This window comes from Streptomyces dengpaensis (assembly GCF_002946835.1).
Taxonomy (GTDB): Bacteria; Actinomycetota; Actinomycetes; order Streptomycetales; family Streptomycetaceae; genus Streptomyces; species Streptomyces dengpaensis.
Genome location: NZ_CP026652.1, coordinates 8,081,823 through 8,107,715, shown reverse-complemented (window position 1 = coordinate 8,107,715; position 25,893 = coordinate 8,081,823). Strand labels below are relative to the sequence as shown.

The window sequence follows — 25,893 nt, the reverse complement described above, 5'->3', positions numbered from 1 at the left end:
GCGCGTCGTCGCCGGTTCGCGGGCTCGCATGGCGATGGCGATGGCGAGCGGTTGCGGTGACGGCATCCCGTTCTGACGGAGTGTCGTGTGAGGTCCCAGGAAACAGTGACCCAGGCAGGGGCATTATTGCCATTGGCATGGACCTGACCATGGTCACCGGCTATTCTCGTTCGCGCACCTCTGAGAGCGCTCTCGCCTGCCCTTCGCCCCACTCGCCGAGAACCGGATCGACGAAAGGCAACTCCCTTGAGACGCACGACAGTTCTACGTACAGCCTTGTCCGCCGGCCTGCTCGTCAGTGCCACAGCCGTCGGACTCACCGAGGCGGCGGCCGAGGACGCGCCCCTCGCCTCCACCTCCGTGCCCCGGGCACCTGCATCCGAGGCGCTGATCGCGGCCATGCAGGACGACTTCGGACTCACCAGGAGCGAGGCGACCACCCGGCTCGCCGCGGAGTCGGCGGCACGCACCGTCGAGCGCAGCGCCCGGCGCGCCGCCGGGGCCTCGTACGGGGGCTCGTGGTTCGACGCGAAGAGCGGCCGGCTCACCGTGGCCCTCACCGAGACCGCCCGGCGCGACGCCGTCGAGGCGACCGGCGCCCGGGTCGCGCTCGTCGAGCACAGCCAGCGGCAGCTCGACGCCGCGATGGCGCGCATCGACGCGCTCGACGCCCCGGCCGGGGTGGGCAGTTGGCACGTCGACCCCAAGTCCAGCTCGGTCGTCATCAGTGTGGTCGCCGCACACAAGGATGACAACGATGTCCAGGACTTCGTCGCCCGCGCCCGCAAGGCCGGCCCCGTCACCGTGCAGGAGACGAACAAGGCTCCGCAGACGTTCGCGGCCGGCACCGTGGGCGGCGACCCCTATTACACGGGCAACGTCCGCTGCTCCATAGGCTTCTCCGTGCACGGCGGCTTCGTGACCGCAGGACACTGCGGCCAGCAGGGCGCCGGCGTCAGCGGCTGGGACCGCAGCTACATCGGCAACTTCCAGGGCTCCTCGTTCCCGGACAACGACTATGCCTGGGTCAACGTAGGCAGCGGCTGGTGGACCGTTCCCGTCGTACTCGGCTGGGGCACCGTCCCCGACCAGCTCGTCCGCGGCTCGGGCGAGGCACCCATCGGGGCATCGATCTGCCGCTCCGGCTCCACTACGCACTGGCACTGCGGCACCGTCCTCGCCAAGAACGAGACCGTCAACTACAGCCAGGGCGCCGTGCATCAGATGACCAAGACGAGCGTCTGCGCCGAACCCGGCGACTCGGGAGGCTCGTTCATCAGCGGCGACCAGGCGCAGGGCGTCACCTCCGGCGGCTGGGGCAACTGCAGCGGCGGCGGCGAGACCTGGTACCAGCCCGTGAACGAGATCCTGGGCCGCTACGGGCTCACGCTCCACACGGCCTGACCCGACCGCACCGGCCCGCCCCCCTCCAGGCGGGCCGGTGCATCACGCGAGTGGGACGCGCCCCTCCGCCGACCGCCGACACCACCGCAGGTCTCCCCCTTGGCACATCGGCCAACGCGCGGCGGCTCCGCCGTCGCCCACACAAGACGCCCTCCCCCCGCCCCAACTGCCCTGACGGGGCTGCGGGAGGGACAGTGGCCGCATGCCGCCCAAGGCGAGCCGTACCCACGGCCACCCGGCCGCCGCGCGCGACGCGGAACCACGGGTTCCTACCGATCTCGCATGACAACCGACCCAAAGCGACGAAGCAGGAACAACGTTGTCAAGGCCCCGGACGGGTCGGTACTGACGGGATCCAGGAAAAGGACGCGGCGGAACATGGGGTTCTGGGAGTGAGTGTGCGGATGCGAGGGAGGAGCCGCCAGGGTCGTGTGAGGCACCTACTCTCATTTGTCGCGGCCACATCAAGTGGCTCGGCCGGGGGATACGCCGCCCGGGGGACACGGCGTACGAGGAGGGCGTAGATGCGCCTGCTCAGACAGTTACCCACCCGTTCCAGACGCACGTTGGCCGGATTGGCCGGCCTCCTGCTCACCGCTGCCGCGGCCGTCCTGGCCGTACCCACCAACGCGGCCGCCGCGGCCCTGGACGTCACGTACACCGGACCGGACAGCGCCGCCTACCGGGCCCCGACGAGGCTGTCCGCCGACGTCACCCTGGGAGACGCCGGGCATGCGGGGGCCACCGTCACCTTCCGGGTCGGCTCCGCTTCCTGTACCACGACCAGCGGCGCGGACGGTTCCGCCTCCTGCACCCTGTCCCCGGCCGACAAACCGGGCTACTACGGCGTGAGCGTCCGCGCCGAGAGCGACGCCGGAAGGGTCGGCACCTTCAGCACCTTCCGGATCGAAAAGGCAGCCACCACGCTGGCCTACACCGGCACCAAGCACATCGCCAACGACGAGCCCGCGCGGCTGGCAGCCTCCCTCAAGGACGGCGCCGGGCAGGTGGTCGAGAACCGCACCGTGAACTTCACCCTGGGAGCCGGGACCGGCCAGCAGAACTGCGATGCCGCTACGAGCGACACCGGTACGGCGTCCTGCACCGTGCCGAAGGTCGACCAGCCGCTGAACCAGGACGGCACCGTACCGGTGTCGGCCGCGTTCGCCGGTGACGACTACTACCTCTCCTCCAGCGACTCGGCGACCGTACTGCTGCAGTACGCCACCGGCCGCTCCTACGGCGCCTTCGCCGACGTCGACCTGCTCCTGTTCCCCGTGACCCTCCCGCCGCAGCCCGACACCGGGGCGGTCCGCACGGCCCGGGCCACCGTCACCAGGCCGCCGTGCAGCGTCGAGATCGACACTCTGGGGCTGAACCTGGACGCGGTGTGCGCCGAGGTCACCACTGCCCTGGCTCCCGGCTCCTCGGTCGCGCGGACCACCGTGGAATCGGCGCGGATCGGGCTGCCCGGGCTGCCGGTCATCGAGCTCTCCGGGGTCGAGGCGGTCTCCACCAGTACGTGCCAGAAGGCCGAGGGCAAGACCGCGCTGACGCTGAAAGTCGCCGGCAGGCAGATCGACGTTCCCGACGTGCCGAACGCCGAGATCGATCTGGGTGTCGCCCGACTGGTCGTCAACGAGCAGATCCCGGTCGCCGACGCCGACCACGGGAGTCGCCGTCCTGCAGCACATTGCCGACCGCGTCCTTGACGACCGGCTCGCCGACGACATCCCCGCCCTCGCACGAGCACTTAGGACAGGGCGGAAGATTGTCGATCACCCCAGTATCCGGCCCGACCGCTTCGACCAGGACGGCGTGCCTAGGCCCGGCGAGCAGCTGTCCGTCGGCGGCGTCGGCTCCCTGGCCGACGAGGACGGCTCGGCACCGGCGGCGCCGTTGGCCGGTCGTGCGTGCACCGGTGGTGTCGCCCTGGTCGCGGGTGAACCAACACCGAGGACCCAATGCCGGTGTCCTGCCGCGGCTGGAGCACTAACCGGGCGGGCGGACGAACACCGGCCTGGCCCAAACAGGCGGATCGGGCGCCGGTCCGGAGTGCTGCGCGGCTCCGGCCACCGCGCCATCCGCCTGTGCCTGCGCATGCGCACCATGGCCGGCGCCGCTCGCCGCGGCACGCAGCGCCGCCACGAACTCCAGGCAGGAGTCGTAACGGTCCTCAGGAATCTTCGCCAGGGCCTGTGCCATGACGCCGTCCAGCTCCAACGGGATCCCCGCACGCTTCTCACTCAGGGCAGGCGGCTGATCGTACTGATGTGCCCACAGCAGCGCTATGTCCTCATCCCGCTGGAAGGGCGGCCCGCCCGCGAGGGTTTCGTAGACGACGCAGGCAAGGCTGTAGAGATCGCACCTGCCGTCCACCGGGCGGCCCGAAATCTGCTCCGGTGCCACATAGTCCAGCGTGCCGACGAACTCGCCCACCGTCGTGAACCCGGTCAGTGAGAGCGACTTCTTCGTCAGCCCGAAATCCGTGAGATAGACATGCTCGGGATGATCGCTGTCAGTGCCCCGGGCGACCAGAATGTTGCCGGGCTTGACGTCCCGGTGCACCAGGTCGTGTTCATGGGCCGCATCCAGTGCCGACGCCACCTGCGAGGCGATACGCAGCGCCGTCTCGACCGTCAGCGGGCCGTCCCGGTCGAGCAGAGCGCGCAGGTCCAGCCCCGAGACGTAACGCATGGCGATATACAGGACACCATCCGTTTCCCCGGCCTCGAAAATCGGCACGATGTGAGGGTGGTCGATCGCCGCAGCCACACGCGACTCGTGCGTGAAACGGCGCCGGAAGGTGTCGTTGCGGGCCATCTCCGGGGCGAGCAGCTTCAGCGCCACCGTGCGATCCAGACGCAGATCCCTCGCGCAGTAGACAACGGCCATACCTCCGCGGCCGATCTCACGCTCCACCCGGTAACCCGCGATCTGGGTCCCGATCAGCCCCGAGGCCCGCCCCGTGTACACACCTGTCCCCTCCGGCGCCGTACCCATCACGTACCCCCTGCGCCCCACCGCGCGTCCGCTACGCATCGGACACCGGCCACCGGCCGGCCCACACCGAGGGACACCTCCGCCGAGCCCGGCACCCCGGACCTCAGCCGCCAGCCCGCCCCGGCACACCCGCCCACGGCACCGGAACCGGCCTCGAAGACACGTCCCGGCCCAGCCGAACCCACCGGCCACCTGCCCATACCAGAATTCTATCCATCCACCCCTATAAATCGCCGACCGGCGGCCATAGGCGGACCTAACTCTCCGTAATCGCGACGTTACTCCGTTCGAGTGGTGGATCCCCTGACACGGTCGTAGCGTCGTGGAGAGACGGGGGCGCCGACGACGGAACGGCAGACCGCCCCACATCAGCCACGCAACCAGACGTCGGCAGGGGAGCACAGGCGCAGGCGTGGGGCCTTGGGTAGCGGAACAAGCGGGCCAGGAGCGGACATGCGGAGACACATAGCGAGGACGACGATGATGCTCTGCGGGGCCGTATCGCTCGCCGCGGTCGTGGGAACCGCCTCCGCCGCCCCTCCCGGTACGCAGCCTGTGAAACACCATGCCGAACCCGTGATCGTCGACTGCTTCTGGCAGCCAGAGGTACGCCCCGACGACTTCATCCTCGCCTGCGGTGATGGCAATAGCCGCCTGATCTCGCTCCAGTGGTCGCAATGGCTTCCGAACTCGGCGACGGCCGAAGGCATCAACGTGGTCAACGACTGCAAGCCCTACTGCGCGGCAGGCAAGTTCCACCCGTACCGGGTCACCGTGCGGCTCGACGACCCGGAGCCCTGGAAGAAGCGGCCGCAAGTACAGCACTACACCCAGATCACCCTGGTCTACACCGACGAACGGCCGGACGGATACGAGCGAACGGTCAGCTATCCCCTGTGGAATTGACCCCGCCGAGGGCTTCGATCAGGCGTCGGAGCCGACCAGCGCGGACACGTCCGCCTCGCGACCGTCGCCGCCGCGGCACTCCGGCAAGGCACAGGACGCGACGCCCCGGCCCCCGGCGTCAGTCGAACCGCTCTGCCGGTGTTGCCCCGAGGTGCTCAGTGTGACCTAATCGGAGGATCCGGAGGGCGATCTTGGCGGTGCCGGTGCCGCGCCAGAAGGAGCGGCTGGGATGGACGGATACAGGACCGGGGGCGGCCACGGGGTCGCCGCGGCGCCGGGGGGGTTGCTCGACCTGTTGCAGGTCGCGGCCGTGGTGCTCGACAGCGACGGACGCATCGTGTTGTGGAGTCCGGAGGCCGAACAGCTGCTGGGATATCAGGCGGAGGAGGCCTTGGACCAGAGGGCCGACCAACTGCTGGTGTCGCCCGACGACCGCGAGCAGGCGCGCGACCTGTTCGCACAGGTGGCGTCGGGAGCCCGATGGGCGGGAGTCTTTCCCCTACAGCACAAGGACGGCACGGAACGCCCCGTGGAGTTCCGCACCATGCGGCTGCGCGCCAGAAACGGGCAGCCGCATCTCCTGGGCCTGGCGGCGGACGCCAGGACCGTACGCCGTGTGGAGCGGGATCTGGCTCTGTCCCACAGCCTGGTCCATCAGACCCCGGTGGGCATCGCGGTGTTCGACACCGATCTGCGGTGGGTGAGCGTCAATCCGGCACTGGAGCGGATCAACGGTGTGCCTGAGGACGCGGTGGTGGGACGTCGCATCGGGGAGGTGCTGCCGAATCTGGATGTAGAGGCCATCGAGTCTCGTATGCGACTCGTCCTGGCCAGCGGTAAACCCCTGCTGGACCAGCAGACCGTCGGCCGGACCGCGGCGGATACCGAGGAACGGGTGTTCTCCGAGTCGTACCACCGCATCGAAGACGCCCAGGGCCGCGTGCTCGGGCTGGCGATGGCCATCATCGACGTCTCCGAGCGGCAGCAGGCCGCGGCCGACGTCTCCCAGGCGCGGGAGCGTCTGGCGGTGATCGCGGACGCCGGTGTCCGGATCGGCACCACCCTGGATCTTCAGCAGACCGCCCGGGAACTGGCCGATGTCGCGGTACCCCAACTGGCGGATCTGACGGCGGTCGACGTGCTGGAGTCGGTGGTCGGCCACGGCACCACCGACTCGATCACCGCAGAGGGGCAAGCCGAGTTCCGGGCCCTGGCCGTATCCGCCGGATACCTCACCAATGCCATTCACGCCGCGGACCCGGTCGGCGAACTGGCCACCTACGGCTCGACGCGCATCATCACCCAGTGTGTCCGGGAGTCCCGGCCGATCCTGGTGGAACGGGTGGACTCCGCCATGATGCGGCGCATCGCCCGGGACTCGCACGCCGCGCAGACCCTGCGCCTGGCAGGCGTCCACTCCTACCTGGCCGTCCCGTTGATCGCCCGGGGCGAAGTGCTGGGCACGCTGAGTCTGTACCGCACCATCAACTCCCGCTCGTTCGACGAACAGGACCGCATCCTCGCCTCGGAACTCGCCGCGCGCGCCGCGATCTGCATCGACAACGCCCGGCTCTACGGACGCGAACGCGGCGCGGCACTGACCCTCCAGCGCAGCCTGTTGCCCCCAACGCCCGCGGACCACGAAGGACTCGACATCGCCGCGCGATACCTTCCGGCCCTGAGCGAGGTCGGTGGCGACTGGTACGACGTGCTGCCCCTGGGCCGGGGACGCACCGGTCTGATCGTGGGCGATGTGATGGGCAAGGGCGTCCAAGCCGCCGCGATCATGGGGCAGTTGAGCACGGCGACCCGTGCTCTGGCGCGTCTCGATCCGGCTCCAGCAGAGCTGTTGGGCCATCTCGACGACATCGCGCGTTCCCTCGGTGACGCGATCGCCACATGCGTCTACGCCTGCTACGACCCTCAACGCGGCAGCTGCGAGCTGTCCAGTGCCGGTCACCTTCCGCCCGTCATGATCCGTCCCGACGGGAGTGCGGACCTCCTCGACATCCCCGGCGGTGTACCTCTCGGTGTCGGCGGTGTCGGCGGCGTGCCCTTCGGAACCATGGAGCAGGAACTTCCCGCGGGCTCCCTGCTGGCCCTGTACACCGACGGGCTGGTCGAGAGCCGCTGCCAGCCCATCGACACCGGGCTGGAGACCATGACACGGCTGCTGCAGAGCACGCATCGCTCCTTGGAGAGGACCTGCGACATGCTGCTCGGCGCGCTGCGCCCCGAGCCCGACGACGATGTCGCGCTCCTGCTGGTCCGCACACTGGGCTGAGACTATTCGACCTGGGCCCAGTCGAGCGTGCGCTCCACCGCCTTCTTCCAGCCCGCGTAGCCCTCCGCGCGCTGGGCGGCGGACCATTGAGGCTCCCAGCGCTTCGACTCCTGCCAGTGGGTGCGCAGTTCCTCGGTGTCCTGCCAGAAGCCGGTGGCCAGACCCGCCGCGTAGGCGGCGCCGAGCGCGGTGGTCTCGGCGACCACCGGGCGGCTCACCGGTACGCCGAGGACGTCCGCCTGGATCTGCATGCACAGGTCGTTGGCGGTCACGCCGCCGTCGACCTTGAGTACGTCGAGGTGGACTCCGGAGTCCTGTTCCATGGCCTCGACGACGTCCCGGCTCTGGTAGCAGATCGCTTCCAGAGTCGCCCGGGCCAGATGGCCGCTGTCGTTGTAACGGGCGAGGCCGACGATCGCGCCGCGGGCGTCGGAGCGCCAGTACGGGGCGAACAGGCCCGAGAACGCGGGGACGAAGTAGATTCCGCCGTTGTCCTCGACGGTGCGGGCCAGCGTCTCGCTCTCGGCCGCGTTGCTGATGATCTTCATCTGGTCGCGCAGCCATTGCACCGCGGACCCGGTGACCGCGATGGAGCCCTCCAGGGCGTAGATCGCCGGACTGTCGCCGAACTGGTACGCCACGGTGGTGAGGAGGCCGTTCTGCGAGCGGACCAGATCCCGGCCGGTGTTGAGCACCATGAAGTTGCCCGTGCCGTAGGTGTTCTTGGCCTCACCGGGCGCGAAACAGACCTGCCCGACGGTGGCCGCCTGTTGGTCGCCGAGCACCCCGGTGACGGGGATGGCGGCGCGCAGCGGCCGGGAGGTGCGCGTCACGCCGTACGCTTCCCGGTCGGACGAGGGGTTGATGGTGGGGAGCATCTTCCGGGGTATCCCGAAGAAGCCCAGCAACTCGTCGTCCCAGTCAAGGGTTTCCAGGTCCATGAGCATGGTGCGGCTGGCGTTGGTCACGTCGGTGGCGTGGACGCCACCGTCGGGACCGCCGGTCAGGTTCCACAGGACCCAGCAGTCCGTGTTGCCGAAGACGGCGTGTCCTTGCTCCGCTGCCTCGCGGACGCCGTCGACGTTCTCCAGGATCCACTGGATCTTGCCGCCGGAGAAGTAAGTCGCCGGGGGCAAGCCCGCCTTGCGGCGGATGACGTCGCCCTGGCCCGAGCGCTCCAGGGCCGCGGCGATGGAGTCGGTACGGGTGTCCTGCCAGACGATGGCGTTGTAGTACGGGCGACCCGTGCGCGGGTCCCAGACGACGGTGGTCTCCCGCTGGTTGGTGATGCCGATCGCCGCGAGGTCGGTCGGGGACAGGTTCCCGTACCGCAGGGCGTTCTGTATCACCGAGTTGGTGCGCTCCCAGATCTCCACCGGGTCGTGCTCGACCCACCCGGAGCGCGGCAGGATCTGGGCGTGTTCCAGCTGGTGCTTCGCCACCTCGTTGCCGTCGTGGTCGAAGATCATGAATCGGGAGCTGGTGGTCCCTTGATCCACCGCGCCGACGAAGTCAGCCATGGGGTGCCGCCTCGGTTGTGGGGATCAGCCCTCGCGGGGCGGGACGCGTCCGGGGGGCTCCGGCTCCGCCGTGGGCAGGAACTTGCTGATGAACGCCTTGTACACGCCGGCGCCCAGCAGACCGCCGATCAGCGGACCGAGGATCGGCACCCAGAAGTAGAGGTTCCCGTACTGATCTCGCCATGCTCCGCCGTACCCCGTGAGGAACTGGGCCAGCCGGGGGCCGAAGTCACGTGCCGGGTTGATCGCGTAGCCCGCGAGGGTACCCCAGGCCATGCCAATGCCCACGACGACCAGGCCGATGATGAACGGGGCCAGGTTGGCGCCGGGGGGCGTGTTGAGCAGGTCCGTGATGGCCAGGATCATCAGCAGCAGAATGGCGGTGCCGATGACCTGGTCGCGAAAGGCGGCCCACTCGTAGACCGGCAGGTTCGTGTTGCCGTTGGCGGGAAGCGTGGAGAACACGATCTGTGTCTTGACGGTGTGACCAGGGTCGGCCTTCGCCAGGGCTTCCGCGTAGTTCCAGCGCACCAAGAGGGCCGCCACGAAGGCGCCGGCCGTCTGGGCCACCACGTACGGCACCACCTTGCGCCAAGGGAACCCCTTGAACGTGGCCAGGGCGACGGTCACCGCGGGGTTGAGATGGGCTCCGCTCAGCCGGGCCGCGACGTAGATGCCCATGGTGACGCCGATGCCCCAGGCCCAGGAGATGCTGTCGTGGTCTCCGAGACCGCCCGGTGGCGCGGTGAGCGCTCCGCCGGCGACCACCTGGGCCACTACGGCGCACCCGAAGAGGATGAGAATCATGGTGCCGACGAACTCGGCCGACATCTCGCCGATGAGCCCAAGCCGCTTGAGTCGCTCAGCCATGGAAGCCCGCTTCCCGCCGGCGCAGGACCGGCTACCGAATGCCCGAGTCATCCAGATATGAGCATAAATCGGTCCGGGAGTAACCGCAGAGGAAGGGAAATGTCGTTGGTTGGGGGCTTTACGCCTATGAGGACGTGGGCCGGGGTGAACTCTGAGGACGCGGGCTGAGGCGAGTCGGCCCAGCTCGGCAGACCATTCCCCCCGGGGACCGTTGCTCGCCAAACAACTGAAGTCTTAGTCGGAATTGGAGCCAGGGTCTGTCAACAGGTTCTGCTTCAAGCGCTTTTGTCGAGGGCTCTTCTTCGGAGCCCCGATAGCCCCCGCCCCCGCCGCCCGCAGCAAGCGGCGGAAGGTGGGGCACTCCATGTGGCTGGGCGCGGGGCAGGACGCGGCATGCCGCAGGCCGTCGCGCATGACACTCAGTTCGCGGATCGTCCTGTCCAACTCGTCCGCCTTGGTCGCCAGCGTCTGCCGGTCGATACGCGGCCGTCCGTCCGGCGCGAACATGAGCGCGATTTCGTCGAGTGAGAAGCCGGCTGCGCGCCCCATCGCGATCAGCGCCAGCCGTTCCAGCACGTCGGGACCGAAGAGACGGCGCAGGCCCCGCCTGCCGGTCGAGGCGATCAGCCCCTTCTCCTCGTAGAAGCGCAGCGTCGAGGCAGGCACGCCGGAACGCCGGGCCACCTCCGCAATGTCCAGGTCTCCCACGTCGCCGCCCAGGGCTCCCACTCTTCTATCCAGGTCTTCCACGCTCTTGACCTCAAGTCGACTTGAATTGGCACAGTATGACTTCCGCTTCTCGACGGCAAGCGAAAGGAGACGGTCATGGGCGACGCGCGCGGGGCCGATGACGTACAGAAGGCGCTCTGGACCGGCGGCGCGGCACGCGGCTGGGTTGAGGCGCAGGACTTGGTCGAACAGCTGCTCAGGCCCTTCGAGGGCTTGCTCGCCGAAGCGGTCGCCCCCGGCTCGAGCGTGCTCGATGTCGGCTGCGGCACGGGCGCCACGACGCTGGCTGTCACGCGGCGAGCCGGCGCGGAGGGACGTTGCGTCGGCATCGACATCTCGGAGCCGATGATCGCGGCCGCCCGAGCGCGCGCCGAGCGGGATGGCGTGCCGACGCGCTTCATCCGTGCCGACGCCGCGACTTACGCTTTCGAGCCCGGCGGCTTCGACGTGATCATTTCGCGCTTCGGCGTCATGTTCTTCGACGATTTCGTCCGTGCGTTCGCGCATCTACGGCGCGCGGCGAGGGCTGACGCGGAACTCCGGTTCATCGCCTGGCGCAGCCCCGAAGAGAATCCGTTCATGACGACGGCCGAGCGCGCCGCGGCGCCGCTCCTGCCCAACCTGCCGCCGCGTGAGCCGAACGCGCCTGGCCAGTTCGCTTTCGCGCAAGCGGATCGGGTCCGCCGCATTCTCGAGGAAAGCGGCTGGACCAGGATCGGAATGGAGCCGATCGATGTCGCGTGCACCCTGCCTGAGACCGAACTGGTTCGTTACCTCACCCTGCTCGGTCCCGTCGGCCGAGCCCTGCACGAGGCGGATGAGCGGACTCGCGCGAAGGTCGTGGAAACGCTCCGGCCCGCTTTCGCTCCCTACGTGCGTGGCGCGGAGGTCCGGTTCACCGCCGCCTGCTGGATGGTCACCGCCAAGGCGCCCGGCGCGACGCCGCCACACATGTGAGCCGTAGCTTCAACGTGTGGCGCCGCCGCACCAACAGGCGACCGCCTGGGACCGCGGCCGTACGCATGCGTACGGCTTTCGCGGGCGCACGAGCGAGCGTGCCGGGATGCCTTTGCCGCTGTCCGTGAGCGATGCCCTTGCCGCTGTCCGTGAGCGGACCGGAGTGCGTGGCGGGGCCGAGGGGAGGAGCGTGGTGGTGTGAGGAGGAGTGTCATGGTCGACAGGACCGTGTCTGGGCGGCGTGACGGTGAGGAGCGGGGGTGGCTGCGTGGCTCGCCGCCTCCGCCCTGGGTGCGAGTGCTGCCGCCTGCGCTGCTGGTCGGGGTCTGCTCGGCCGAATTCGCGAGCCCGCGGCCGCTGGACATCGGCTTTCTGCTGGGCGCCATTCCGTCGCTCGCCGTGCTCTCCTACGGGCCGTTTGCGACAGGGGTGTTCGGCTTCATCGTCGTCCTCCTGTTGCACGTCCCCCCACTGGAGCTCAATCGTCCGGGCGATACCGACCTGCTGACCATCATCTTCGTCGCCGTTCTCAGCGTGTTCGTGTCGCTGGTGCGCAGCCGGCGGGACGCGCATCTCGTCACGGTGCGGACCGTCGCGGAGGCCGCCCAGCTCGCCGTCCTGCCACCGCTGCCCAAGCGCGTCGGACCCGTCCGCTGCGCCGGTCTGTACCGGGCGGCTGAGCGCGAGACGCTGGTCGGCGGTGACTTCTTCGATGTGCGCGACGGGCCCTACGGAGTCCGGGCCCTCATGGGCGATGTTCAGGGTCATGGGCTGTCGGCCGTCGGCACGGTCGTGTCGCTTCTCGGGGCGTTCCGGGAGGCTGTGCTCGACCAGCACGACCTGGAAGCGGTTGCGGGCCGCCTCGATCGCAGGCTGATCCTGGACTCCGAGGGAACCGAGCATGCCGAGCTCTTCGCGACGGCCCTCCTCCTCGAATTCTCCCGCGGCGCCGACGCGGTGCGGCTGGTGTCCTGCGGGCATCCGTACCCGCTGCTTCTGCGCGGCTCCGAAGTCGTCGAAATCGATCTCGAGCCGGGGGCTCCGCTGGGTCTGGGATTCTTCGACGCCTGCCCGCCAAAGGGGCGCACCGTCCGGCTGGACCTCGGCGATCGGCTGTTCCTCGCCTCGGATGGAGTGAGCGAGAGCCGGGACACGAGCGGCGCCTTCTATCCCTTGGCCGACCGTCTGTCCAAGTTCGCCGAGGAGTCGCCGACCGCGCTCATCGACGGTGTGTGGGACGACCTCGTCCGCTGCTGCACGATTCGCGATGACGTCACCATGCTGGTCCTCACACCGGTGCAGGACGGCGACCGGGGGTGAGCCTCCCTTCATCGACACGAGCCGGCTCGATTCGGCTCTCCCCAGGCCCCCCTTTGACCATGGAAGCGGACGTCCACAGCGCGCCTCCACGGCGCCTGTCGCAACCGGCCGCAACTGCGCGCGGCCATCCGCGCGCAGCCACAGGTGAAGATCTCAGGGGCTGAGCGCCGGTCGGCCGAACACCCTCGCAGCGGACCTAAGCTCGGCGCATGGCCAAGTACTTCGACGTGCACCCGGAGAACCCGCAGCGACGCACCATCGGCCAGGTGGCCGAGATCGTCCGCGCCGGAGGGCTCATCGTCTACCCGACGGACTCCTGCTTCGCGCTCGGGTGCGCGCTGGGCAACCGGGACGGACTCGATCGCATCCGCTCGATCCGCCAGCTCGACGAGCGGCACCACTTCACCTTGATGTGCGAGGACTTCGCGCAGCTGGGCCACTTCGTGCGCGTCGACAACGCGGTGTTCCGGGCGGTCAAGGCGGCGACTCCCGGCAGCTACACGTTCATCCTCCCGGCGACGAAGGAGGCGCCGCGCAGGCTGTTGCACCCGAAGAAGAAGACGGTCGGGGTCAGGATTCCCGACCATGTCGTGGCCCAGGCGCTCCTCGCCGAACTCGGTGAGCCGCTGCTGTCGAGCACCCTGCTCCTGCCCCATGAGGACAAACCCCTGACCCAGGGCTGGGAGATCAAGGAGCAGCTCGATCACGTGGTGGACGCGGTCATCGACTCCGGCGACTGCGGCACCGAGCCGACGACCGTCATCGACTTCTCCGGCCGGGAGCCCGAAATCGTACGGCTCGGAGCGGGGGATCCCTCCCGGTTCGAGTGAGCGTGTCACGGCCACCCGGCGGCCACGATGAACGGGGCCCCGTCGGGGCCGCCCCGTGCGCGCTCGTCGTCAGGAAATCGGTTCGGCGGAGGGGCTGAGCGGCGACTGGTAGGCACCGCTGGCGAGCATCCGTACCTCCCCCGCCGGGCTGATCTCGGCACGGAGGATTCCGGTGGGATCGCAGTACACGGGATTGCCGCCCGGCCCGAGGGCGTCGGTTCTCGCGACGACCACCTCGTCCGTCACAACGCTGGTACCCGATCCTTGATGGGTGAAGGTCAGCCGGTAGTACTCCGGGGTTGTCATGACGACCTCCCGCACCTGGGCCACAAATCCGGGCAAATGAATACCCCTCCATGATGCGGCCAGATCCCCAGGACGGCAGCACTCGACGTACGATTCCGGGCCGCACCACGGGGGCGAGGCCACCGTCGATCACATGGCGTGACGTCCCTCGCCTCCGGGCGCCGGGCAGTGTAGACATAGGCACATGGTCGGACTATTGGGTCGATCCCGGGCTCAGTCGACCCGTCGCCTCGACAAACCGCTCGCTCATCTGCGGGGGCAACGCGGAGGAGGCACGCACCGCCGGGGCCCGTCCGCCGGGCCCCGGTCGGCGCTGAGCGGGCACAGCGTCGCCGGACAGGTCTTCGTCCTGCAAGTGGTGATCGTGATCCTCCTGGTCCTGGCCGCGGTCGTGGCGCTGGTGCTGCAGGTACGACACGACAGCACGCAGGAGGCCCGCAACCGTTCACTCGCCGTAGCCGAGATGTTCGCCAACGCACCGGGCACCCGCGCGGCACTCAGCGCCCCCGACCCCACGGCCGTGCTCGAGCCCCGTGCCGAAGCCGCCCGCAAGGCGGCGCCGGTGGACTTCATCGTCGTGATGAACACCGACGCGATCCGCTACACCTCCCCCAACCCCGACCTGATCGGAAAGAAATTCGTCGGGACCACCGCACCCGTGCTGGCCGGGCAGCCGGTCGTCGAGAACATCACGGGCACGATCGGGCCGCTGGTGCAGGCCACGGTGCCCGTCAAGGATCCCGACGGCAAGGTCGTGGGCATGGTGTCGGCCGGAATCACCACCGCCCACGTGGGCGGCGTCGCGGAGCAGCAGCTGCCGCTCGTCCTGGCGGCCGCGGGCGTCGGGCTCGCCCTGGCCACGGCGGGGACTGCGCTCGTGAGCAGACGCCTGATGCGCCAGACCCGGGGCCTGGGCCCGTACGAGATGACCCGGATGTACGAGCACCATGACGCGGTGCTGCACGCCGTCCGGGAGGGCGTGATCATCGTCAGCGGCGAGGGTCGGCTGCTGCTCGCCAACGACGAGGCCAACCGCCTGCTCGACCTTCCCGACGACGCCGAGGGGCGGCACGTCCTCGACCTCGGCCTCGACGCGGCCACCGCCGGCCTGCTGTCCTCGGGGCGCATCGCCTCCGACGAGGTGCACCTGGTCGGAGACCGGCTGCTGGCCATCAACCAACGGCCCACCGACCTTGAGGGCGGCCCGTCCGGCAGCGTCGCGACACTCCGTGACTCCACCGAACTGCGCGCACTGTCCGGCCGGGCCGAGGTGGCACGGGAGCGACTCAAACTCCTGTACGACGCCGGGTTCGGCATCGGAACGAGCCTGGACGTGACCCGTACGGCCGAGGAACTCGCGGAAATGGCCGTCCCGCGGTTCGCGGACTTCCTCACTGTGGACCTGGCCGACGCCGTACTGAACGGGCAGGAGCCGGACGACGCGGGCACCGAGCTGCGCCGCACGGCGTACGGCGGGATCCGCGACGACGCTCCGCTCTATCCGAGGGGCGAGCACATCCGTTTCGTGCCCACGTCGCCGCAGGCGCACAGCCTCCGCACCGGCCAGGCCGTCCTCGAGCCCGCCCTCGGCGAGGCGCCGGGCTGGCTGGCACAGAATCCCCGGCGCACGGCACAGGTCGTGGACTACGGAATCCACTCACTGATCACCGTGCCCCTGCGGGTGGGCCCCCTGGTGATGGGTGTCGTCAACTTCTGGCGCTCCGAGAAGCCCGAGTCCTTCGACGTGGAGGATCTGGCCCTCGCCGAGGAGCTGGTGGCCCGCGCGGCGGTGTCCATCGACAACGCGCGCCGCTACACCCGCGAGCACACCATGGCCGTGACGCTGCAGCGCAGTCTGCTCCCCCGCAGCCTGCCCGAGCAGAGCGCCCTGGACATCGCCTACCGCTACCTTCCCGCGCAGGCGGGGGTGGGCGGGGACTGGTTCGACGTACTGCCGCTGCCCGGCGCCCGTGTCGCGGTCGTCGTGGGCGACGTCGTCGGCCACGGGCTGCACGCCGCGGCGACGATGGGGCGGCTGCGTACCGCGGTGCACAACTTCTCCGCCCTGGACCTACCGCCCGACGAGCTCCTCGGGCTCCTGGACGAGCTGGTCGGCCGCATCGACCAGGACGAGGTGGCGGAGGGCAGCGGAGCCACCATCACCGGCGCCACCTGCCTGTACGCCATCTACGACCCGACCTCCCGGCGCTGCGCGATCGCGCGGGCCGGCCACCCGCCGCCGGCGGTGGTGCGTCCCGACGGCAGCGTCGCGTTCCCCGAGGTGCCGGCCGGTCCGCCGCTCGGCCTGGGCGGCCTCCCGTTCGAGACGGCCGAACTGGAGCTGGAGGAAGGCAGCCGGCTCGTCCTGTACACGGACGGGCTCGTCGAGGACCGGGAGCGGGACATCGACACCGGTCTCGAGGTGTTGGGCACCGCCCTGGCCGGAGCCGACCGGTCACCGGAGGACACCTGCCGGGCCGTTCTCGACGCCCTCCTGCCGGCCCGGCCGAGCGACGACATCGCCCTCATCGTCGCCCGTACCCACGCGCTCGGTGCCGACCGGATCGCCGAGTGGCAGGTGCCGTCCGAACCGGCCGCCGTCGGCGTGGTGCGCGCCTCGGTCACCCGGCAGCTCACCGAGTGGGAACTGGACGAGATGGTGTTCACCACGGAGCTGATCCTCAGCGAGCTGGTCACCAACGCGATCCGCCACGGCAGCGGCCCCATCCGGGTCCGCATGGTCCGCGACCGCACCCTGATCTGCGAGGTCTTCGACGGCAGCAGCACCTCGCCTCACCTGCGGTATGCGGCCACCACGGACGAGGGCGGACGCGGACTGTTCCTGGTCGCCCAGCTCGCCGAACGCTGGGGCACCCGCTACACCCCCGCCGGCAAGGTGATCTGGGCGGAGCAGCCGCTGCCTTGAGCCCGGAGCTCAGCCGCCGGCGGGTGGCCGCTCCCGCCCACCCGGGGTCGTCCGCCGGCACGGCGTGTGCCCGCGCGAGGGGGGCGCCGTCATTCCGCCAACCTCAGTGGTCACTTGGGTATCGGCTGACGGCGTTTCGGCCACGACCGGCAGCGGGTGCGCCCCATGAATCCGGGGCCGGCGGCGTGCGGCCCGCGAGACTACGCGGGTGGGGATGCGACTCAAACACGTGTGTTCGAAGTCGGATCGCGTGTCGTTGTTCCGGTCATCATCAGGCCTTCCCCTCAACTCCTTGCTGGAGGTGCCCAGTTGCGTACCACCTCGTTCATCTGACCGACTCCAGACCACTGGGCTGGTCGGTCCGCGAGGTCTGGGAGCTGCCTGGTGCCTTCCGGAGGGACCTCGGGCGGGGCGGCCACCCCGCGAACAGGCAGCGGCCGGCTCACCACGGGTGACCGTGCCCGGCCCATGGCCCGTGAAGGTGTCCCCGGGCGAACCGGCATTGTCAGTGGCCTGCGGAACAATGCCAAGCAGCAACAACGTCACCGCTCCGGGCGGTACCGTGATCAAATCCGTCCGTCGAAAGGCCGCACGCACATGACGCCCACCCCCCACCACCGCGCCGCGAGCCGTGAGCGAAGGCCGGTGACGGTACTCCGCCCCCTCCCGCGCCCGCACACTCCGCTCAGCCCTGGCGGTGCCGAGGTTCTGCGTCTGATCACGGAGCAGCGTTTCCCCGTCTGCCTCACGGTGCATGCCAACGGGCGCCGCCGGTACGGCTATTGGCTCCCCCTGACTTCCCAGGCCGGGCGCGGCGCCTGTTACATGGCGCTGCCCACGGACGAGTGCGACACGCTGCACGCCGCGGGCCGGATCGTCCTGGGAGATCCGCTGGTGGACCCGGCGAAGACCACGTACCCGGTACGGGCCGCCGCGCGGGATGCGGCAGCCTCGGCCGGTGCACCCCTGCACGCCTTGACGGCGTGAGCGGCCCACGGGAGGCAGTCCATCGTCACAGCCGAACGACGTCGTGCGTCTTTTGCCTGGCCTGTCGGGCGTCCTCCTTGGAGTGCCCGGCAAGGGGCTCAGCCTCCAAGAGCGGTCATCGACGTGCGTACCCCGCCCCACCACCACTGACCGTCCAGTAATATCGCGCAACAGGCCCCCAGAGGAGGAACCGTGCCACGGCCGGACCGCTCGCCCTTGTTGCTCGCCGGCCTCTTGGCCGCCGCGGGCCTCACCCACTTCGTCGCGCCACGGCAGTTCGACGCGATGGTCCCGCGTGCTCTGCCGGGTGCGCCGCGCTCCTGGACCTATGCGAGCGGTGCCGCCGAACTGGCGCTGGCGGCCGGGGTGGCGCTGCCCCGTACCCGCCGTGTCGCCGCTCGGGCGGCCGCTGCCTTCTTCGTCGGCGTGTTCCCCGCCAACGTCCAGATGGCCGCGGACTGCCGCCGTCGCCCCGCACCGCTCAAGGCCGCGGCTCTCGCCCGGCTCCCGCTGCAGGTGCCGCTCGTGCTGTGGGCGCGCGGTGTCGCCCGGAGCGGGGAGGGCCGGTCATGACGTCTCGGGTCAACGTGGGCGACACGGTCGAGGACTTCACGCTGCCGGACGAGACCGGGACGAGCCGTCGGCTGTCCGAACTCCTCGGCGACGGGCCGGTGGTGCTGTTCTTCTATCCCGCCGCCCTTACCCCGGGCTGCACCGCCGAGGCCTGCCATTTCCGTGATCTGGCCGCCGAGTTCGCCGCCGCCGGTGCCCGGCCGGTCGGGATCAGCGGTGATCCGGTCGAGCGGCAGCAGGAGTTCGCCGGGCGCCACACGCTCGGATTCCCGCTGCTGTCCGACACCGACGGGAGCATCCGTGAGCGGTTCGGGGTGAAGCGCGGCTTCTCCCTCGCCCCCACGAAACGGGTCACCTTCGTCATCGCGCAGGACCGTACGGTCCTGGAGGTGGTCCGCAGCGAGCTGCGCATGAGCGCGCACGCCGACCGTGCCCTCACCGCCCTGCGCAACCAAAAGAGCTGATTCCCTGACGACACGGGGCGGCCCACGTAAACAGGCCCCGCCCTTTCGCAGACGCTGGGCGTGCCCGGTGCACCGCGCCTCACCCCACAGCCAACCGGAGGAGCCGCCGCACGGCCGACCCGAGATCCGCCGCGCCCGCCGCGATGCGCCCTGCCCTGAGCCGGGCCCAACGGTCATGCTGGACCCCGACGACCCGACAGCACGATCAACGGAGCGCACATGACGGACCAGGTCACACGTCTGGAAGTGAAGCCGGTCGCCGGCCACATCGGCGCGGAGATCACCGGAGTCGACCTGGCAGAGGAGTTGGCGGACGAGGTTGTTGCCCAGATCCGGGCAGCGGTCCTGCGTTGGAAGGTGGTGTTCTTCCGGGCACAGCGGCTGGATCACTCCTCGCATGTCGCGTTCGCGCGGCGCTTCGGCGAGCCGATCCGGCTGAGGTCACGCGGCAGCGCGTCGCCCCGGGACGTCCCCGAGATCGAGACCACGGCCGACCGGCTGGAACTCGGCGGCCGTTACGGCATGGACCACGAGGAGTGGCTGCGACGGCGCCGCCATTCGCTGCTGCGGGGGTGGCACTGCGACCACGGCGCCCGGGTCGATCCACCGGCGGCGACCATCCTGCGCGCCGAGACCGTGCCGCCGTACGGCGGTGACACGACGTGGTCCAACCTGGCCGTAGCCTACGCGGGCCTTTCGGAGCCCGTACGGCACTTCCTGGACGGCCTGCGTGCGGAGCACCGGCTGGGGGTCGGTTACCAGGCACGGCCCGGCGACGACGCGTATGTACGCCATCTGCTGGACCATCAGATCGCCTCCGACCACCCTCTGGTACGGGTGCACCCGGAGACGGGTGAGCGGGTGCTGTTCGTCAACGGCTACTACGTCGAGCAGATCCTCGGGGTGTCCCGCACGGAGAGCCAGGCCCTGCTGGAGATGCTCCTCCAGCAGGCGACCCGGCCCGAGTACACGGTCCGGTTCCGGTGGGAGCCGGGCAGCGTGGCCTTCTGGGACAACCGGGCCACGATCCATCTGGCGCCCAGTGACACGGCGCATGTCGACCACCCTCGGATCATGCACCGCGTGATGCTCGCCGGCGATGTCCCGGTGGGGGTGGACGGCAAGCCGTCAGCACCGATCGTGGGCAGTGAACCGCGGCTCTGGTGAGCCACGGCTCAGCGGGGAGAGACAGAAGGGCAGGCGCCGGGCCAGGAGTTGGGGCACGGGGTCGTCGGGGGAACGGGCACGCCCGCGTCGAGGGCTGGCTGGAACGCTCAACTCCTGGTGAACCGGTAGGTCTTGCTGTCGGTCAGCACGCAGAAGCCGGGTGACACGACGATCACACGCAGGGTCCCGGTGCGCCGGTCGTAGTCGATGCCCTCCGCCTCGAACGTGCCCGAGCAGCCACTGCGCAGCGGGAGTTGACGCAGAGCCGTGACGTGGCCGGACACGTCCGTCGTGCCGTTCGGTTCGCCGGACAGGTCGATCTGGAGCAGCGGCTTGGTGATGCCGAAGAGCGTGCCCGCCGGGTCGTCGGACGAGCACAGGAGCCTGGTCGCGGTGACGAAGTCGCAGCCCTGGACGTCGCGTACGGCGTGGTCCAGGTTGATGGTGGACGCCTGCGGGAGGTTCGCCGAGGGAGACGTGCTCGGATTCACTCCGGGCGTCGGGAACACGAGCAGCCGGGTCATCGTGCCCCACTCGCCGGACACCATCCACGTACCGCTCGGTGTGAAGGTGACGAAGGAGTTGTTGAGCGCTTCGCCGCTGCTCAGCGCGTGGACGTACTCCGACCAGCCGCCGCCGGGCGCCTGCACCCGGAACATCTTCGAGCTGCCCGAGTCCTGCTGGTAGGGCTCGATGTAGTAGCCGTCGTACGAGGCGTCGGGGTCGCCGACGTGGTTCCAGCCGCGGCTTCTCACGCCCACGGGGATGGTGCCGATTCCCGTATAGCGGTTGGCGCTTGCGGCCGGGACCTCGACCGAGGTCAGCCCCTGGCTTTCGGTGAGCGGGTCGGCGCGGTCCGAGCCCACCTCGTTCCAGGTGTCGGCGGCCGCGGCGGGCGTAGTGGTGGCGACGGACAGAACGGCGGCCGTGGCGAGCGTGACGAGACCGGCCAGGGTCGCGTGACAACGTTGCCGTGCGGGCGTGCGCATGAGGTCGACTCCTCGGCGGGGGGTGTGTTCGGCGCACAGTCTGGCCCGTCACAGAGGTCATGTACAGACCAATGACGAGAACGTCAGCCGTCAACTCTCCATCGAGAAAAGGATGTTGTCGACTCCCTGTCCGACAGGCGGCAAGTCATCACCATTGCCATTGCCATCGCCATCCGAGCGAGCCCCGCCCAAGGGGCATGGTTGCCTGGAGCCGGATCGTCCGACATGCCTGTCGGTGGAAGTTCGCGCTCAACCCGGGCGGCGTCGGCCAGGATCTCGTCCGGCTGGGCGACCGCCGCAGCCACCCCCGCTTCCCCCTCCCCCGCAGCCACCCCGCATCCCCCTCCCCCGCATCCCCCATGTTCCCGTTCGACCGGTAATGGCCGACAAGTGAGCCCCGGGTCCCAGAACCCGGAGCCCTGGGCCGTTCGCCGGGCAGGAAGCCCTGCCCGGCGCCACGGCGCTGTCAGTCGCTCTCGCAAGTGTTGCCGGCCGCCGGGTTCAGCAGACCGATCAGGTTGATCGAGTTGCCGCAGAGGTTGAGGCCGAGGTCGAGGGGGACCTGGATGACGTTGCCGGACACGAATCCGGGACTGTTCGCGGCGACACCGACCGGGTCGGGGTCGTCAGCGACAGCGGTCCCGGCAGTAGCCAGCAGGGCCACGCCGGCCAGCCCGGCGGCGGCCATCAGACGAATACGCATGAAAAGCTCCGATCAGTCGCAGGGGTGCGATTTCCTCCACCATCACCTCCACGGGCGGCGACCGACATCGTTGTACGCCCGAACGGGGCCCCGGCATCGAGTGCCATCCCTCTGACCTGCGGCTACGGCTGCGTCCTGGGTGCGTCGAGCGGGGCGTGCGGAATGCCCGTAGCGTGATAACAGGTCAGGTGGAACAGGGAGAGATCATGACAACCAGCCAGTCTGATTCGACCGTGCCGTCCGACGACAAGGCGACCCCCGACGCACTGCTGCACACGGGCTCCGGCGGCCCGGTGACCGCCGAGGACCTGGTGCTCGCCGCGGGTCGCGACATCACCCCGAAGAACATGGCCTGGGCCGAGCGCAAGCTGAGGGAGGAAGGGCCTGCGGCCATGGACAAGCTGCTTCCCTAGCGCGACCGACACGGTTTTCCGACTCGGCTTGACCGACTCGGTTTGAACCGGTTCGGTTTGACCGGTTCGGCTTGGCCGGCTCCGATGCGGCGGAGCCGGCCAAGGACGTGCGGTCGGGAACAGTCGCTCAGGTGCGACGGATCAGGAGCGGGTGCACTCCTTCCAGGCCAGGTGGTAGACGGTGCTGATGTCACCGTCCGTCGAGTCCATGGTCATGAAGCTGGTGCTGCCGGGAGCGGAGGTACCCGCGTTGACCCGGAGCTCCGTGTTGATGTTGAAGTTCCGCTGAACACCGCAGGGCGCCCACACCAGTTGGGCCCACTCGGTGGCGTCCGTGGCCTGCCAGTTGTCGTTGTACGGGCCGCTGAAGTTGTGGCTGATGGCGGCCGTGTTCGGAGAGCCCTGGAAGTAGTACGAGGCCTTCTCGGTGCTGCTCGCGCCCGGCTGGAGTGAGGCGAAACCGCGGTAGTCCGCGCTGGCGATGGCGTATGTGAAGCCCTGCGGGACGTGGACGATCAGGTTGAGCTGGCAGTTCTTGCGGAACGCGGTGGGGTCGGCGTTCGCTCCGACCTGGGCGAGGTAGTCGCTGTAGGTGACCGTGAAGGCCGTGTTGTCCGGGGAGACCGCGACGGCGGCGGTCCCTTGGCGACAGCCGGAGCCGTTCACCGTGGCCACCTTGATGACGATCTTGTCCGGGGGCGGGTCGACGAACCCGGAGGACGGGTTCTGTGTCGGGAGCGCTGAGGCGAACAGGGCGGCGATCGCGCCACCCAGAAGCAGCCCACCAGCCATGGTGCTCCAATCCGTTGCGTTGGTGTTCCGGCGGCGGCACACGTCGCGTGCGCCGCCGTGAAATGGGGGGTGCGGTTCCCCGCCCGTGCGGGGAACCGTCGCAGACCAGTGCGTGGATCAAGCGCGGCTCGATGGAACATGCGCATGACAAATGATCATGCGCAGCTCACCCCCGATTGTGAAGGAGCCGTGAAGACCGGGAGTGACGGCATCGTACGCAGCGGTGTCCGGGGCGGCCAGGGCGATCTCCGGCCATTCGGCACGGCATTCGCCGCAGGGGTACGCGCCCGTGGCCCCACGCAGGGTGAGCGCCACCACGGGCGCGAGTGTCGTGGTGGGGCGGCGCAGCGCGTCCGCCCGGCACGCGGCGCGTGGCGTGCGGACCATGGCGGGTGTCCCGTCGCGCGTGGCCAAAAGTCGTGCCTCGGCGAGGAGTTGAGATGCGGAGCCGGGCGGGGGCGCACCGGTTCGTCTAGGTTGATGTTCAGCCATCGAACATCGCTGCGCAGGAGGCGCTCTCGTGTCAGACCCTGACCCCCAGCTCGTTGCCGCCGCCGAGATACGCGCCCGGATCGATACGAGCAAGCCCCACTCCGCGCGCTTTTGGAACTACTTCGTCGGCGGCAAGGACAACTACGAGGTCGACCGCGAGCTCGGCGACCACATCAAGCAGATCTTCCCGGGCCTGGTCGATGTGGCGCGCACCAGCCGCCACTTCCTGGGCCGCGCGGTCCGCTACCTGGCGGTGGACCAGGGCGTCCGCCAGTTCCTGGACATCGGTACGGGCCTGCCGACCGCCGACAACACCCATGAGGTGGCCCAGCGGCTGGCACCGGACGCGCGGATCGTGTACGTCGACAACGACCCCCTGGTACTCGCACACGCCCGCGCTCTGCTGACCACGACGCCCGAGGGCGAGACCGCCTATCTCGACGCCGACCTGTACGACCCCGACGCCATCCTCAAGGCTGCCGCGGGCACGCTCGACTTCTCCCGGCCGATCGCGGTGATGATCCTCAACACGCTCGGCCACGTCGCCGAGTACGACCGGGCTCGGGCGCTGGTGTCCCGGCTCATGGAGGGTCTCCCGTCGGGCAGCTACCTCGTCATCAGTGACAGCACCTCCACCAGCGAGGGCATGATCGCGGCGTCGGACGCTTACAACTCCAGCGGGGCCGTGCCGTACTACGTCCGCAGCGTCGAGGAGATCGGCGGCTTCTTCGACGGGCTCGAGCTGGCGGAGCCGGGCATCGTCCAGGTCACGCGGTGGCGCCCGGAACCCGGTGACTCATCGGGCACCGATGCCGCCGTCGACGCCTACGGCGGAGTGGGCCGCAAGGCGTAGCGATCCGGTCATACGGAGGCGGCGCGAGCACGTGTGGTGACCGTGATGCCCGCGGTGGCTGCGGCGACCACGGTACCCATGGTGCCCGCGGTGACCATGATGCCCGTGGTGCCTGTGGTGCCCGCGCCACCGTGCGAATCGCCCGCCGCCTCATCCCGTCCCCTGTGCCCCTGCGAGACTGAGCCCCATGGATCCACGACACCTGAGACTCGGTCGCCGTCGCCTCTGGTTGAGCAGCGCCGGCTGCTTCCTGGTGCTCGCGCCGATCGGCTGGTTCCTGGGTGGCTGGATTCCCGTCGTGACGCTGGCCGTTGCCCTCGTCGCGGCCACGTCGGTCTCGCACTGGAAGGCGCCCTTGTGGCTCGCGCCCGCCATCGCGAGGGGGCAGCGGGAGGGCCGCCGGGACGTCGCCACCTTCTGCGTGGTCATAGCCGTCAGCGGCTACGCCCAGCCCCCGGCGCCGCCTTCCCCTTCTTCCAAGGAGATGGCGGCCGTGCGCCTCGAGGCGTACCGGGCCGCCGCGGACGACGAACTGTCGGAGGAGCTCCGCCATCTGGCGGCCGACGCGCTGGCCGCTGCCGACCAGGCGCACGCCGAGGACACCCCGGTCGGATGGCGAGCGGCCCGCGCGAGCGCGGAGCGCCTGGCACATGCCTCGCAGGACGGCAATCCGTACGTACGGCAGCTCCTCATCCAGTGGATCGAGGGCAATCCGGCCAGCGAACGCTAGGGCCTGTCCACCGCGTCAGGACTCCGCTTCCCGCCTCAGGAAGTTGCTCACCTGGTAGGCGAGGCTGTCCGTGGCCGTGCCGGGGTGTGTGCCCGGGTCGACGGGCGTCTCGTACGGGTCGATGCTGCCCGCCCAGAGATAGCGCTCGGTCCACTCGTCGTCGACCTTCAGCTGGATCTGAATGTCCGCGCGGTGCAGGAAGGCCTCGGGGCCCGCGGCATAGAGGACCGCGGTGGCCCGGCGCAGGGGGTAGACGTCGAAGCCCTCGATGAACTGTGAGTTCCGCCAGTCGAGGAACGCGCTCTCACCGTCGGCGCCGATGCGAATATCGATCTGACCGTCTTCGAGATGGATACCGAAATGCTCGGTCGCGCGGTTTTCGACGGTCACCCGAAATCTGAAGTAGATCAGTTCGTCGGCGGCGTCGTCGCGCCCTCGCGGCGGCTCCGCCTTTTCCACTCCGTGGACGCGGACACGCAGGCCGGCATGCTCGTCGTACTCCTGCCAGTCCCCGACCACATTCGGCTCGCGCACAGTCCACCTCTCCACCTCAGAGAGCTGTTTCCTATCTGTGCCCTCAATGAAGTGTCAAATGCGCGGAACATGCCGTGGCCAGGGATTTCCCTTTTCTTGATCGGCGATCAAGCGCTGCCCAGGCAGAATCTTTCCCCGGCG

Annotated in this window: 24 protein-coding genes; 15 read left to right on the top strand and 9 right to left on the bottom strand. The window is 69.6% G+C overall.

Annotation, left to right across the window (positions count from 1 at the left end; translation table 11 throughout):
* Positions 1 to 246 precede the first annotated feature (246 nt).
* Both C4B68_RS37830 and C4B68_RS37825 read left to right on the top strand, forming a co-directional pair.
* Positions 247 to 1,404: a S1 family peptidase gene (locus C4B68_RS37830; RefSeq protein WP_099505686.1), complete on the top strand. Its 1,158-nt coding sequence runs from the start codon at positions 247 to 249 to the stop codon at positions 1,402 to 1,404.
* 575 nt (positions 1,405 to 1,979) lie between these two features.
* On the top strand, positions 1,980 to 3,116 hold the full coding sequence (locus tag C4B68_RS37825; RefSeq protein WP_099505687.1) for a choice-of-anchor P family protein: 1,137 nt from the start codon (positions 1,980 to 1,982) through the stop codon (positions 3,114 to 3,116).
* A gap of 280 nt (positions 3,117 to 3,396) precedes the next feature.
* Here the strand turns inward: C4B68_RS37825 and C4B68_RS37815 are convergent, their stop codons facing one another.
* The gene (locus tag C4B68_RS37815; RefSeq protein ID WP_099505688.1) at positions 3,397 to 4,407 is read right to left on the bottom strand and encodes a serine/threonine-protein kinase; all 1,011 of its coding nucleotides are present in this window, start codon (positions 4,405 to 4,407) and stop codon (positions 3,397 to 3,399) included.
* A gap of 453 nt (positions 4,408 to 4,860) precedes the next feature.
* On the opposite strand from C4B68_RS37815, the gene C4B68_RS37810 reads away from it, so the two are divergent.
* Together C4B68_RS37810 and C4B68_RS37805 are read left to right on the top strand one after the other, a co-directional pair.
* Positions 4,861 to 5,313 carry a hypothetical protein gene (locus C4B68_RS37810; RefSeq protein WP_099505689.1) on the top strand — a complete coding sequence of 151 codons (453 nt, stop codon included), beginning with the start codon at positions 4,861 to 4,863 and terminating at the stop codon, positions 5,311 to 5,313.
* A 229-nt stretch (positions 5,314 to 5,542) separates the two neighbouring features.
* On the top strand, positions 5,543 to 7,597 hold the full coding sequence (locus C4B68_RS37805) for a SpoIIE family protein phosphatase (protein ID WP_099505690.1): 2,055 nt from the start codon (positions 5,543 to 5,545) through the stop codon (positions 7,595 to 7,597).
* 2 nt (positions 7,598 to 7,599) lie between these two features.
* Here the strand turns inward: C4B68_RS37805 and glpK are convergent, their stop codons facing one another.
* The 3 genes from glpK to C4B68_RS37790 form a co-directional block, all read right to left on the bottom strand.
* Positions 7,600 to 9,117, bottom strand: a complete 1,518-nt coding sequence (gene glpK / locus C4B68_RS37800) for a glycerol kinase GlpK (protein WP_099505691.1) — start codon at positions 9,115 to 9,117, stop codon at positions 7,600 to 7,602.
* Between the two features lie 24 nt (positions 9,118 to 9,141).
* Complete coding sequence (locus C4B68_RS37795; protein WP_099505692.1) at positions 9,142 to 9,987, bottom strand: MIP/aquaporin family protein; 846 nt, start codon at positions 9,985 to 9,987, stop codon at positions 9,142 to 9,144.
* A 234-nt stretch (positions 9,988 to 10,221) separates the two neighbouring features.
* Complete coding sequence (locus C4B68_RS37790; protein ID WP_240634605.1) at positions 10,222 to 10,737, bottom strand: helix-turn-helix domain-containing protein; 516 nt, start codon at positions 10,735 to 10,737, stop codon at positions 10,222 to 10,224.
* Positions 10,738 to 10,812: 75 nt separating this feature from the next.
* Here C4B68_RS37790 and C4B68_RS37785 point away from each other — a divergent pair, with 75 nt between their 5' ends.
* The 3 genes from C4B68_RS37785 (at position 10,813) to C4B68_RS37775 (ending at position 13,823) form a co-directional block, all read left to right on the top strand.
* A complete protein-coding gene (locus tag C4B68_RS37785; protein WP_099505693.1) occupies positions 10,813 to 11,673 on the top strand; it encodes a class I SAM-dependent methyltransferase in 861 nt (286 codons plus the stop codon).
* Positions 11,674 to 11,886: 213 nt separating this feature from the next.
* On the top strand, positions 11,887 to 12,993 hold the full coding sequence (locus tag C4B68_RS37780) for a PP2C family protein-serine/threonine phosphatase (RefSeq protein ID WP_099505694.1): 1,107 nt from the start codon (positions 11,887 to 11,889) through the stop codon (positions 12,991 to 12,993).
* A gap of 209 nt (positions 12,994 to 13,202) precedes the next feature.
* Complete coding sequence (locus C4B68_RS37775; RefSeq protein WP_099505695.1) at positions 13,203 to 13,823, top strand: L-threonylcarbamoyladenylate synthase; 621 nt, start codon at positions 13,203 to 13,205, stop codon at positions 13,821 to 13,823.
* A 69-nt stretch (positions 13,824 to 13,892) separates the two neighbouring features.
* Here C4B68_RS37775 and C4B68_RS37770 read toward each other — a convergent pair whose 3' ends face one another.
* On the bottom strand, positions 13,893 to 14,129 hold the full coding sequence (locus C4B68_RS37770; protein ID WP_099505720.1) for a DUF6296 family protein: 237 nt from the start codon (positions 14,127 to 14,129) through the stop codon (positions 13,893 to 13,895).
* A 184-nt stretch (positions 14,130 to 14,313) separates the two neighbouring features.
* Here C4B68_RS37770 and C4B68_RS37765 point away from each other — a divergent pair, with 184 nt between their 5' ends.
* The 5 genes from C4B68_RS37765 (at position 14,314) to C4B68_RS37745 (ending at position 20,246) form a co-directional block, all read left to right on the top strand.
* Positions 14,314 to 17,055 (top strand): SpoIIE family protein phosphatase, encoded by a 2,742-nt coding sequence (locus tag C4B68_RS37765; protein WP_099505696.1) that lies wholly within the window; start codon positions 14,314 to 14,316, stop codon positions 17,053 to 17,055.
* A 597-nt stretch (positions 17,056 to 17,652) separates the two neighbouring features.
* Complete coding sequence (locus tag C4B68_RS37760; protein WP_143674471.1) at positions 17,653 to 18,042, top strand: hypothetical protein; 390 nt, start codon at positions 17,653 to 17,655, stop codon at positions 18,040 to 18,042.
* Between the two features lie 192 nt (positions 18,043 to 18,234).
* Positions 18,235 to 18,615: a DoxX family protein gene (locus tag C4B68_RS37755; RefSeq protein ID WP_099505698.1), complete on the top strand. Its 381-nt coding sequence runs from the start codon at positions 18,235 to 18,237 to the stop codon at positions 18,613 to 18,615.
* The gene (locus C4B68_RS37750) at positions 18,612 to 19,079 is read left to right on the top strand and encodes a peroxiredoxin (RefSeq protein WP_099505699.1); all 468 of its coding nucleotides are present in this window, start codon (positions 18,612 to 18,614) and stop codon (positions 19,077 to 19,079) included. Before C4B68_RS37755 ends, C4B68_RS37750 begins: the two co-directional genes overlap by 4 nt.
* 219 nt (positions 19,080 to 19,298) lie before the next feature.
* Positions 19,299 to 20,246: a TauD/TfdA dioxygenase family protein gene (locus C4B68_RS37745; protein WP_099505700.1), complete on the top strand. Its 948-nt coding sequence runs from the start codon at positions 19,299 to 19,301 to the stop codon at positions 20,244 to 20,246.
* Positions 20,247 to 20,353: 107 nt separating this feature from the next.
* Here the strand turns inward: C4B68_RS37745 and C4B68_RS37740 are convergent, their stop codons facing one another.
* Positions 20,354 to 21,235, bottom strand: coding sequence for a hypothetical protein (locus C4B68_RS37740; protein ID WP_099505701.1), 882 nt, complete (start codon positions 21,233 to 21,235; stop codon positions 20,354 to 20,356).
* Positions 21,236 to 21,701: 466 nt separating this feature from the next.
* Positions 21,702 to 21,938, bottom strand: a complete 237-nt coding sequence (locus tag C4B68_RS37730) for a chaplin (protein ID WP_099505703.1) — start codon at positions 21,936 to 21,938, stop codon at positions 21,702 to 21,704.
* 206 nt (positions 21,939 to 22,144) lie between these two features.
* On the opposite strand from C4B68_RS37730, the gene C4B68_RS37725 reads away from it, so the two are divergent.
* Entirely contained in the window at positions 22,145 to 22,351 is a 207-nt protein-coding gene (locus C4B68_RS37725; RefSeq protein ID WP_099505721.1) for a hypothetical protein, read from the top strand.
* 141 nt (positions 22,352 to 22,492) lie between these two features.
* On the opposite strand, the gene C4B68_RS37720 is transcribed toward C4B68_RS37725, so the two are convergent.
* The gene (locus C4B68_RS37720; protein ID WP_099505704.1) at positions 22,493 to 23,143 is read right to left on the bottom strand and encodes a DUF4360 domain-containing protein; all 651 of its coding nucleotides are present in this window, start codon (positions 23,141 to 23,143) and stop codon (positions 22,493 to 22,495) included.
* Positions 23,144 to 23,663: 520 nt separating this feature from the next.
* On the opposite strand from C4B68_RS37720, the gene C4B68_RS37715 reads away from it, so the two are divergent.
* Both C4B68_RS37715 and C4B68_RS37710 read left to right on the top strand, forming a co-directional pair.
* Complete coding sequence (locus C4B68_RS37715) at positions 23,664 to 24,488, top strand: SAM-dependent methyltransferase (RefSeq protein ID WP_099505705.1); 825 nt, start codon at positions 23,664 to 23,666, stop codon at positions 24,486 to 24,488.
* Between the two features lie 187 nt (positions 24,489 to 24,675).
* Entirely contained in the window at positions 24,676 to 25,218 is a 543-nt protein-coding gene (locus C4B68_RS37710) for a hypothetical protein (protein ID WP_143674473.1), read from the top strand.
* 15 nt (positions 25,219 to 25,233) lie between these two features.
* On the opposite strand, the gene C4B68_RS37705 is transcribed toward C4B68_RS37710, so the two are convergent.
* Positions 25,234 to 25,752: a hypothetical protein gene (locus C4B68_RS37705; protein ID WP_099505707.1), complete on the bottom strand. Its 519-nt coding sequence runs from the start codon at positions 25,750 to 25,752 to the stop codon at positions 25,234 to 25,236.
* Positions 25,753 to 25,893: the final 141 nt, after the last annotated feature.